Annotated in this window: 11 protein-coding genes and 1 pseudogene; 4 read left to right on the top strand and 8 right to left on the bottom strand. The window is 64.6% G+C overall.

Annotation, left to right across the window (positions count from 1 at the left end):
- Positions 1-292: 292 nt before the first annotated feature.
- On the bottom strand, positions 293-661 hold the full coding sequence (locus J6497_RS39690) for a nuclear transport factor 2 family protein (RefSeq protein WP_225709594.1): 369 nt from the start codon (positions 659-661) through the stop codon (positions 293-295).
- Positions 662-1,314, bottom strand: a pseudogene (locus J6497_RS39695) (glutathione S-transferase family protein).
- 161 nt (positions 1,315-1,475) lie between these two features.
- On the opposite strand from J6497_RS39695, the gene J6497_RS39700 reads away from it, so the two are divergent.
- Positions 1,476-2,264, top strand: a complete 789-nt coding sequence (locus J6497_RS39700; protein ID WP_225709595.1) for an SDR family NAD(P)-dependent oxidoreductase — start codon at positions 1,476-1,478, stop codon at positions 2,262-2,264.
- On the opposite strand, the gene J6497_RS39705 is transcribed toward J6497_RS39700, so the two are convergent.
- The gene (locus J6497_RS39705) at positions 2,261-2,830 is read right to left on the bottom strand and encodes a histidine phosphatase family protein (protein WP_225709596.1); all 570 of its coding nucleotides are present in this window, start codon (positions 2,828-2,830) and stop codon (positions 2,261-2,263) included. The genes J6497_RS39700 and J6497_RS39705 overlap by 4 nt on opposite strands.
- Positions 2,831-3,057: 227 nt before the next feature.
- On the opposite strand from J6497_RS39705, the gene J6497_RS39710 reads away from it, so the two are divergent.
- Entirely contained in the window at positions 3,058-3,495 is a 438-nt protein-coding gene (locus tag J6497_RS39710) for a hypothetical protein (RefSeq protein ID WP_225709604.1), read from the top strand.
- Position 3,496: 1 nt separating this feature from the next.
- Here the strand turns inward: J6497_RS39710 and J6497_RS39715 are convergent, their stop codons facing one another.
- From J6497_RS39715 to J6497_RS39725, 3 genes are all read right to left on the bottom strand, one after another.
- A complete protein-coding gene (locus J6497_RS39715; protein ID WP_225709597.1) occupies positions 3,497-3,910 on the bottom strand; it encodes a VOC family protein in 414 nt (137 codons plus the stop codon).
- 115 nt (positions 3,911-4,025) lie between these two features.
- The gene (locus J6497_RS39720) at positions 4,026-5,303 is read right to left on the bottom strand and encodes an RNA polymerase sigma factor (protein ID WP_225709598.1); all 1,278 of its coding nucleotides are present in this window, start codon (positions 5,301-5,303) and stop codon (positions 4,026-4,028) included.
- Positions 5,300-5,668, bottom strand: coding sequence for a YciI family protein (locus tag J6497_RS39725; RefSeq protein ID WP_225709599.1), 369 nt, complete (start codon positions 5,666-5,668; stop codon positions 5,300-5,302). The genes J6497_RS39720 and J6497_RS39725 overlap by 4 nt, the downstream gene beginning before the upstream one ends.
- Positions 5,669-5,897: 229 nt before the next feature.
- On the opposite strand from J6497_RS39725, the gene J6497_RS39730 reads away from it, so the two are divergent.
- Complete coding sequence (locus J6497_RS39730; RefSeq protein WP_225709600.1) at positions 5,898-6,863, top strand: 2-hydroxyacid dehydrogenase; 966 nt, start codon at positions 5,898-5,900, stop codon at positions 6,861-6,863.
- Between the two features lie 32 nt (positions 6,864-6,895).
- Here the strand turns inward: J6497_RS39730 and J6497_RS39735 are convergent, their stop codons facing one another.
- Positions 6,896-7,567 (bottom strand): TetR/AcrR family transcriptional regulator, encoded by a 672-nt coding sequence (locus J6497_RS39735; RefSeq protein WP_225709601.1) that lies wholly within the window; start codon positions 7,565-7,567, stop codon positions 6,896-6,898.
- Positions 7,568-7,664: 97 nt separating this feature from the next.
- On the opposite strand from J6497_RS39735, the gene J6497_RS39740 reads away from it, so the two are divergent.
- The gene (locus tag J6497_RS39740; protein WP_225709602.1) at positions 7,665-8,309 is read left to right on the top strand and encodes a glutathione binding-like protein; all 645 of its coding nucleotides are present in this window, start codon (positions 7,665-7,667) and stop codon (positions 8,307-8,309) included.
- A gap of 214 nt (positions 8,310-8,523) precedes the next feature.
- Here the strand turns inward: J6497_RS39740 and J6497_RS39745 are convergent.
- Positions 8,524-9,248: methyltransferase (locus J6497_RS39745; protein ID WP_225709603.1), on the bottom strand; the 725-nt coding region annotated here is incomplete at its 5' end.

A 9,248-nucleotide genomic window follows, 5' to 3' on the forward strand; every position in this document is an offset into this window, starting at 1 on the left:
CACCGTCGTGGCGCGCGGCACGCCGTGGCACGACAAGCCCCCGGCGGCGGCCGCAGCCGCGATCCCATCTCTTGCCTGACCCAGTTTCTTTGTTCGACCGGAGCACCGTTTCTTCGTCCCGACCTGCCGTCTCCACGACGGCGCGCGCAGTGGCCGTCAAGGATGGCCGTTGCCTCAATCTCTCCCCTCGCCACGCTGCCGCCAGGCCACGCCTTGACGGCCGCGAGCACGGCGTCATGCTCAACGGCCGTCGGACAATCCAATTGCCCACAACCTATCGATCTAATGGTTGCTACGCGTTCATCTTGACAAATTTGCCGTCCTGATAGGTTGCGCCGAAATAGACGTCGATGCGCTTCACCTTATCGCCGTCGAACGCAAAGAACTCGGTATTGCGGAAACTCTTTCCGTCCCTGGCCACGCAGCGATAGGTCACAAAGGCCTCGTCGCCTTGAACGAAGATCCGTTCCAGCTCATGGCTCGCGATCCAGCCGCTATCCTGCCAGCAGCGGGCGAAATAGGTCGGCTTGTCCAGATCGTCGTCATAGGGGCTGGTGAAATGGAAGTCGTCGGTGAAGGCGCCCTCGACGTGCCGGCGGTCGTTGGCCAGATAGGCGGCGAAGATGCCGCGGATGACGTCGGCTTTGTCGGTTGATGACATTCAGCTCTCCTTCGGCACCAGATTGAAGTAAGGCTCAGCCTCCTTCATCACCCGCGCGACCGAAGGCCGTGCCTTTAGGCGCTCGAAATAAGTGCTCAGGTTGCGATGCTCGTCGCCGAACGGCACCACCATGTTGCCGTAGAACAGAGGCGGTGCGGCGGAGCAATCGGCGAGGCTGAACTCCTCGCCCGTCGCCCAGCCGCCCGACGCCATCTGCTCGTCGATGATGCGATACGAGCTGCGTAACTGCGCCCTCGCCTCCTCGACGCCATGCGGGTCTTTCCTGTCCGTGGGCCGCAGCCGATCGCCAATGATCTTCTGCATCGGCAGGTGCACATAGAGATCATAGAAGCGGTCGCGCAGCCTGGTCTGCCGGGCGCGGTCGGCGTCATCAGGAATGAACCTGGTGCGAGCGCGGTAATGGCGGTCGAGATAGTCGATAATGACACTCGATTCCGGCACGACCTGGTTCCGCACATGGTCCTGCAGCACCGGGAAACGCCCGATCGGCGACAGCTTCAACAGCGCCGCGCGCTCGGCCGGTTGGAGAGGTCGACCGGATTCGGCGTGAACGAGGTGTCGTTCTCGTACAGCGCGATCAGCACCTTCCAGCAGAACGACGACAGCGGGTGATAATGCAGCGTCAGCGACATGGAAACTCCTGTGGCCGGCGGCCGGATGTGCCGCCACAGGGAAGACGAAGCAGGACCCGGGCGCCCCGACACGCCGGCAGGTTTATTTTTGCGGGCGCAGACCTTGCTTTCGTCGGGTAGACGGTGCAACGGGAACCGAAATCGGAAACATTGGAACATCCATGGCTTCATCTTCGCGAAAGGTTGCGCTCGTCACCGGGGCGGCGCGCGGCATCGGGCTTGCCACCGCCAAGCGATTCCTTGCCGAGGGCTGGCGCGTGGCGCTCCTGGATATCGAGCGCGAATTGCTGAACGAGGCGGTCGCAGGCCTCAAGCCGGCCGAGGACACGCTGGCGCTGCCTTGCGACGTCTCCGACGCCGCTGGCGTGGCTGCCGCGATCGCTGTGGTGGAGAAACGCTTCGGCCGGCTGGATGCGCTCGTCAACAATGCCGGGGTGGCGGTGTTTGCGCCGTTGCTCGAGACCGCGGACGCGGACTGGAGCCGGATCCTGGCCGTGAACCTCACCGGGCCGTTCCTCTGCGCCAAAGCCGCCGCGCCGCTGATGCGCGAGCATGGCGGCGGCGCCATCGTCAACATCACCTCGATCTCGGCAGTGCGCGCCTCCACGCTGCGCTCGGCCTACGGCACCAGCAAGGCGGGGCTGGCGCATCTGACCAAGCAACTCGCGGTCGAGCTGGCCTCGCTCGGCATCCGCGTCAATGCCGTGGCGCCGGGCCCGGTCGACACTGCGATGGCGAAAGCGGTGCACACGACTGCCATCCGCGCCGACTACCACAATGCGATCCCGCTCAACCGCTACGGCCTCGAAGAGGAATTGGCGGAAGCGATCTTCTTCTTGAGCAGCGACCGCGCGAGCTACATCACCGGGCAAATCCTCGCCGTCGACGGCGGCTTCGATGCCGCCGGAATCGGATTGCCGACGCTGCGCGGACAAGGGCGCAATGGCTAGGGCTGCTGATTGACCGCAATGACGCGCCAGCCCTTGGCCAGACGATCGATCCGGGTGAGCGACAGCGGATCGATCACGAACCGGAGCGCGCTGTCCGCCTGAAGCTCGAGCGCGAGCGCGAGCACCGCGCGGATCGTGCCGGAATGCACGACCAGCACGGCATCGCCCGCCGGCAGCGACGCCAGCCCCTGCTCCGCCCGCGCAATCTGATCGACGAAGCTCTCGCCGCCGGGCGGCCGATTGCTGGCCGGCGAGCGCCAGAAGGCCTGGTAGGCTTCGCCGAGTTCGGCCACGAGGTCGTTGTGGCGCCGCCCGGTCCAGGCGCCGAAATCCTGTTCGCGAAAGGCGGCGTTCTGGGCCGCGGCGAGCCCAAGCGCCGCCGCGGTCTCGCGCGTGCGTCGCGCCGGGCTGCAGACCGCAAGCGCGCCTTGCGGCAGCCTTGCCTTCAGCGCGGCAAGGGCCGCTTGGTTGCCGAGGACGGCCGGCGCGTCCGGGCCATGGATGACCCCCTTCGGCCCATCGACGGGGGCGTGACGTATCAGCCACAGATTGGTTTCGATGCTCATCCTGAACCTGGCCCGGCCCCGCGGCGAGCAGCATCGTGCAAGAGAATCGCACGCAGCTCGGCAGTCTAGACGACATCCGCGCCTGCTGTCGCGGCCTGCCGGAGCCGATGACCGATCCCGCGGATGTGCGGCTGCATGACAAAATCTTGCCGCATGCTATGCCGCTAAATATGCGGGAGGCGAGGAGATCAGGGAGCCCGCGGATGCCAAGGGCGATGTCGAGAGCGATGTCGAGGGCGGTGATCAAGGCGGCTTTGATCGCAGCGGCGCTGCTCGCAGCGTGTTCGCTGGCGCGCGCCGAGGTGCGGATCCTGGCAAGCCCGGGCGGACAGGTTGAGCCCTTCATCGAATTATTCGCGCGGGTGCGCGAGACCGGCGAGCGCGTGGTGATCGACGGGCCCTGCCTGTCGGCCTGCACACTGGTGCTCTCGGTGGTTCCGAACGATCGCATTTGCGTGACACGGCGCGCAGTGCTCGGCTTCCATGCCGCGCGCTCGGTCGACCAGCGCGGGCGCTTCTATGCCGAGCCGGAGGCCTCCGAGGCGGTGCTCGAGGCCTATCCGGCGCCGGTGCGCGGCTGGATTCGAAGCCGCGGCGGATTGACGTCGCGGCTCTTGTTGTTGCGCGGGCGCGAACTCGCGGCGATCTACCCGAGGTGCAGGTAGCTCACATCCCTTCGGCCGGGCAGTTCACCATCCAGGGGATGCCGAACTGATCGACGCACATGCCGAAGCCCTTGGCCCAGAAGGTCTTCTCGTACGGCATGGTCACGGTGCCGCCCTCCGCGAGCGCCTTGAATTTGCGTTCGCCGTCGGCAGGGTCCTCCACCGTCAGCGACACCGCAAAGCCCTGCGGCTTCTGGAAATGTTCCGCCGGCGAATCGGAGGCCATGACGACCTCGCCGTCGAGCGTGATCCTGGCGTGCATGATCTTCTTCTTCCAGTCGGGCGCAACCGGCATCGATTCCGGCGCCTGCTCATGCGTCAGCATCGCCTCGATCTTCGCACCCAGCACCTTCTCGTAATATTTCAGCGCCGCTTCGCAATTGCCGTTGTAGAAGAGATAGGGATTGACCTGCATCGCTTGCTCCTTGGGTTGATGCCACCGTCGCCGCCGACGATCTTGTTGTCCAAGCATGGCCGGATCATGCTCTCTGGACGAATTTCGAACCCCGTATCCGACAAAGATCGCAGAATTATTTCTTTGAGGACTTGGCGCCGCGCGGCTGGCTGTCGCGGATCAGGCGGTCGAGATGCATGCGGATATGGGCGGCTTCCGCGGTGGTGTTGGCGAGCGCGATCGCACGGTCAAAGGCGACGTGGGCCTCGTCATTACGGCCGAGCTGCATCAGGAAGGCGCCGCGGACGCCATAGAAGTGGAAATAGTTCTGCAGCCGCTGGGCGAGCGGTTCGATCATCTCGAGCGCCGCTTCCGGCCCACGCACCTTTGATACCGCGACCGCGCGGTTCAGCGTCACCACCGGCGAGGGCTGCATGATCTCGAGCGCGCCGTAGAGCAGGTCGATCTGTTTCCAGTCGGTATCTCCCGGCTTCTCAGCGCGCGCATGCAGCGCCGCGATCGCAGCCTGCACCTGGTAGGGCCCGCTGCGGCGATGGCGCATCGCCTTGTCGATCAGCGCCAGCCCCTCGGCGATCAGCGGCTGGTTCCACAGGCGCCGGTCCTGGTCCTCGAGCAGGATCACGGCGCCGTCGGCATCGAACCGCGCCGCAGCACGAGCGTGCTGCAACAACAGCAGCGCGGTGAGCCCCATGATCTCCGGCTCGCTCTGGAACAGCCGCAACAGCAGCCGCGCCAGCCGGATCGCTTCTTCGCACAGGGGGCTGCGGATCTCGGCGGTGTCGCCACTCGCCGAATAGCCCTCGTTGAAAATCAGGTAGATCATCGCAGCAACCGAGGCGAGCCGCTCGCTGCGTTCGACCGCACCCGGCGTCTCGAACGGCACATTCGCCTCGGCCACGCGCGCCTTGGCGCGGGTGATGCGCTGCTCCATCGCCGCTTCGCTGACCAGGAAGGCGCGCGCGATCTGCTTCACCGAAAGGCCGGAGACGATACGCAGCGCCAGCGCAATCTGCTGCGTCGGCGGCAGATCGGGATGGCAGCAGATGAACAACAGCCGCAGGATGTCGTCGCGGTAATGCGAGCCGTCGAGCCGTTCGGTGAGCGCGTCCTCGGCGTCGTCGAGGTCGGAGATCATCTGGTCGTCGTCCGGCAGCGCCTCCTGCTTGCGGCTGCGCCTGATATCGTCGATCCCGACATTGCGACCGACCATGATCAGCCACGCCGCGGGATCCCGCGGCGGGCCGTTCTGCGGCCAGCTCTTCAGCGCGCGCAGGCAGGCGTTCTGATACGCCTCCTCCGCCCGATCGAGATCACGGAAATAGCGCAGCAGCGCGCCGACCGCCTGGGGTCGCGCCGAGGTCAGCGCGGCATCGATCCAGGCGGTCTCGGTCACGTCGCAACACTCCCCGGGTTGAAAATCCCCACGGGACGGATCTCATAGGCGCCGCCCGGATTGGCCGCCCCAAGGTCGCGCGCGACGTCAAGCGCCTCGTCGAGATTCTTGCAATCTACGACGTAGAAGCCGAGCAGTTGCTCCTTGGTCTCGGCAAAGGGACCGTCGAGCACCAGCGGCGGATCGTCCTTGCGCAGCGTGGTCGCCGCCGTGGTCGGCAACAGCCGCGCCACGGGCCCAAGCCGGCCCTGCCTGGCGAGATTCTCTTGCACGACGGAAAGTTTCTTCATGACGGTGGCGTCCTGTTCCTTGGTCCAGGAACCGACCATATCCTCGTCGTGATAGCAAAGGATGGCGTACAGCATGCGTCAGGCATCTCCGTTGTGTTGAAGACGCTCGATTATGCCCGCGGCCGACAGCGCTTAGAAGAAATTTTGCGGCCGGCCTGCGCGGACACGGAAGCGGCCAGGACGAAAGCCGAGATCAGGATCAATTTGCGCGTTTGAAGTCTCCCCTTGATTGGTGGCAGGAGAGTATGCGACCGGTTCGATCCGTTATGTGATCAAGGTCACGTTGAAAAGTGAGGATTCAGGAATGACGAAAGGCGCGCTGGCGCTGCTGGTGCATGGCGGCACCGAAAACTGGTCGTCGGCGCGGTGGAAAGCCCGGTTCGACCAAGTCTGCCGGGACAGGCGCGTGCTGCTGTTACCTGATGCGGCTGTCGATGCCTCTGACGTGCACTACGCCGCAGTCTGGAAGCCGCGGCCGGGCGAACTTGCGGCGTTTCCGAATCTGCGCGTGATCTTCAATCTCGGCGCCGGCGTCGACGCACTGATGGCGGATACCTCATTGCCTGACGTGCCGCTGGTCCGCGTTGCTGTGTCCGATCTCACCGACCGGATGACCGAATATGTGACGCTGCATGTGCTGATGCATCACCGCCAGGAACTGTATTTGCGGGAGTCGCAGCGCGAGAGGCGCTGGGCGCCGCGGTATCAATGGGCGGCAGGCGCCATCACGATCGGCATCATGGGACTGGGCACGTTGGGGGCCAACGCGGCGCAGGTGCTGCGGGCAATCGGTTTCCGCGTCGTGGGCTGGAGCCGCAGCGCGAAACAGATCGACGGCGTCGAATGCTTTGCCGGGAAAGAACAACTCGGCGCTTTCCTGCAACAGGCCAACATCCTGGTCTGCCTGCTGCCGCTGACCTCAGACACACGCCATATCCTCAACCGCGACGTCTTTGCCAGGTTGAACCGCAACAGCCCGATGGGCGCGCCGGTCCTGATCAATGCCGGCCGAGGCGGATTGCAGGATGAAGCCGACATTTTGCGCGCGCTCGACGACGGCACGTTAGGTGCCGCCTCGCTCGACGTCTTCGAGACTGAGCCGCTGCCGCCGGACAGCCCGTTCTGGAGCCATCCAAAAGTGGTGCTGACGCCGCACAATGCGGCCGATACCGACCCGGACGAGATCTCGAAGTATGTCGCTGAGCAGATCGAACGGTTCGAATCCGGCGGCGCGCTGGAGAATGTCGTCGATCGCAAGCGGGGGTATTGAACTCCATCCGGGCTACGATTCTTTTCTTTGCGCTATCGACACATCATATCGATGGCGCCGTCGACGAGGGCTTCCAATTCCTTGCGCGAGACGCGGGCGCGGGCGCGGAGCGCGATGGTGTGAAGCGTGGCGGAGGCGAGCTGCGCGAGCGCGGTGACGTCAGCCGTCGGCGATAGCTCGCGCTTTTCCTTGCCCCGGCGGAAGCAGGAGGCAAAACCCTTGTCGAGCTCGACAAAGCCATCAAGCGCCAAAGCACGGATCTCGGGATCGGCGATCGCATCGGACGCCGCCGTCACCACCGTGAAGCAGCCGCGCGGCGAATCGCCTTCGAGATAGATGTCGAGCGCCACCGCATAGATTCGCTTAAGCCGTTCGCGGATCGGCAACTCCTCGCGGAAGATGTCGATCATCGCGGCGCGCGCATCGTCGCGATAGCGCTGATAGCTCTTGATGTAGAGCTCTCGCTTGTCGCCGAACGCACCGTAAAGGCTCGGCCGGTTCATGCCGGTGGCGGCGCTGAGATCGTCGAGCGAGGTCGCTGCAAAGCCGCGCTTGCGGAACAGGTCGAGCGCCTTGCCGAGCGCGACGTCGGGCTCATAGCCGCGCGGGCGGCCGCGCCGCTTCGGCTCGGCGGTTGCCGCGTTCTTGCCAGCGGATGATTTGGCAGCAGATGGCAGCCGCAGCCTCTTCTTTTTTTGTACCATTTCGCAGAAAATTCCTTGACCTCGTCTATATTATGCAGAACAGTACAAAAATCAACACGCGGCCCACCCGCCGGGCCGAACCGCCAAGGAGGCACCCATGGAGCTTTATTTCTCACCGCTCGCCTGCTCGATGGCGACCCGCATTGCGCTGTATGAAGCGGGCGCGAGCGCCGATTATCTCGAGGTCGATCCGAAGACCAAAGTGGTGCTGAACGACGGCTCGGATTTCACAGAGGTCAATCCGCTCGGCCTGGTGCCGACGCTGCGCACCGATGATGGCGCGGTGCTGACCGAGAACGCCGCGATCCTGCAATATGTCGCCGACCACTTCCCGCAGGCCAATGTCGGCAGCGGTCCCGGCATGGAGCGCAGCCGGCTGCATCAATGGCTCTGCTTCATCGGCACCGAACTGCACAAAGGCCTGTTCGTGACGCTGTTGGACAGGAAGGCGCCACAGGACGCGAAGACCTACGTGCTGGAGAAGAACCTGTCGCGGCTCGACTATCTCGAGAACTATCTCAGGGGCCGCGAGTACCTGCTCGACCATTTCAGCGTGGCGGACGCCTATCTCGTCACCGTCATCAACTGGACCATGGCGACGCCGCCGATTGAGCTGGCAAAATGGCCGGCGCTGAAAGCCTATCACGAGCGCCTGCGCGCGCGGCCTTCGGTGGCAAAAGCAATCGCGGAGGAGTTCGAGCTCTACAAGGCTGAGATCGCGCGCCACAAGGCGGCGGCGTAACGCCCTGTCGTCCCGGCGAACGCCGGGACCCATACCGCGTGATCTATCGGTGAAACGATCGGGTCGACGCCTTCGCCACACAACTGCTCCCTGTGGTTATGGGTCCCGGCTCAAGGCCGGGACGACGGCGGATTGGGGCGCGATCGTCAGGCCACATCAGCCTTCAGCAACAACCGCAGCGCTTTCGGAATCGGCTGTGCCCCGCCCCGTGGCTCTAGGGCTTGCGGCCGATCACGGCGCCGTTGGCGGCGGGTGCGTCGAACCAGACCGTCTCGATGTGCCGGAATCCAGCTTCCTCTAGCCACGCCGAATATTCGGCCGGCGTGTAGTTTCGTCCTTCCGTCTCGATCAACATGTTGAGGCTCATCAGCGCGGCCGGCGCCGGCCCGGTCTTTTCGTCATTGACGAGAAGCTCGCTGATGACGACTGCGCCGCCGCTCGGCAAAGCCTCGAAGGACCGGCGCAGCAGGGCGCGGTTCTTGGCCTCGTCCCAATCGTGCAGGATCATCGACAGGAGATGCACGTCGTGATCTTTCGGAAGCTGTTCGAAGAAGTTGCCGCCGGCGGTCTCGATCCGGTCGGTCAAGCCGGCCTCGGCAATCTTTCCCGCGGCGATCGCGGCCACATGCGGCAGATCAAATACGGTCGCGCGCAGCTCCCCATACTGTTTGCAAAGCTCGATGTCGTAGGCGCCGGATCCGCCGCCAATGTCCAGAAGGCGGCGGAAATGACTGAGATCCACGGCTTCGCCGAGCTTGCGCGCGGTCATCGTGGAGAGCGAATGCATCGCCTCCCAGAAGAGTGCCAGCATCGTTGGATCCTCGCCGTCGAACATCGAGGATTGCACTGCCGGGTCCCACGTGGTTGGCCGGTTCGTGCGCAGCGCTTCGGTAAGTTTGCCCCAGCCCGCGTAGAGCCGCTTGTCGGCCATCTGCACGA

The organism is Bradyrhizobium cenepequi, from assembly GCF_020329485.1.
In the GTDB taxonomy this organism is placed as follows: domain Bacteria; phylum Pseudomonadota; class Alphaproteobacteria; order Rhizobiales; family Xanthobacteraceae; genus Bradyrhizobium; species Bradyrhizobium cenepequi.

What these genes read in the sequence shown, in the direction of transcription:
- J6497_RS39690 (WP_225709594.1), bottom strand. Translation starts at nt 661, where the DNA reads ATGTCATCAACCGACAAAGCCGACGTCATCCGCGGCATCTTCGCCGCC.
- J6497_RS39700 (WP_225709595.1), top strand. Translation starts at nt 1,476, where the DNA reads ATGGCTTCATCTTCGCGAAAGGTTGCGCTCGTCACCGGGGCGGCGCGC.
- J6497_RS39705 (WP_225709596.1), bottom strand. Translation starts at nt 2,830, where the DNA reads ATGAGCATCGAAACCAATCTGTGGCTGATACGTCACGCCCCCGTCGAT.
- J6497_RS39710 (WP_225709604.1), top strand. Translation starts at nt 3,058, where the DNA reads ATGTCGAGGGCGGTGATCAAGGCGGCTTTGATCGCAGCGGCGCTGCTC.
- J6497_RS39715 (WP_225709597.1), bottom strand. Translation starts at nt 3,910, where the DNA reads ATGCAGGTCAATCCCTATCTCTTCTACAACGGCAATTGCGAAGCGGCG.
- J6497_RS39725 (WP_225709599.1), bottom strand. Translation starts at nt 5,668, where the DNA reads ATGCTGTACGCCATCCTTTGCTATCACGACGAGGATATGGTCGGTTCC.
- J6497_RS39730 (WP_225709600.1), top strand. Translation starts at nt 5,898, where the DNA reads ATGACGAAAGGCGCGCTGGCGCTGCTGGTGCATGGCGGCACCGAAAAC.
- J6497_RS39735 (WP_225709601.1), bottom strand. Translation starts at nt 7,567, where the DNA reads ATGGTACAAAAAAAGAAGAGGCTGCGGCTGCCATCTGCTGCCAAATCA.
- J6497_RS39740 (WP_225709602.1), top strand. Translation starts at nt 7,665, where the DNA reads ATGGAGCTTTATTTCTCACCGCTCGCCTGCTCGATGGCGACCCGCATT.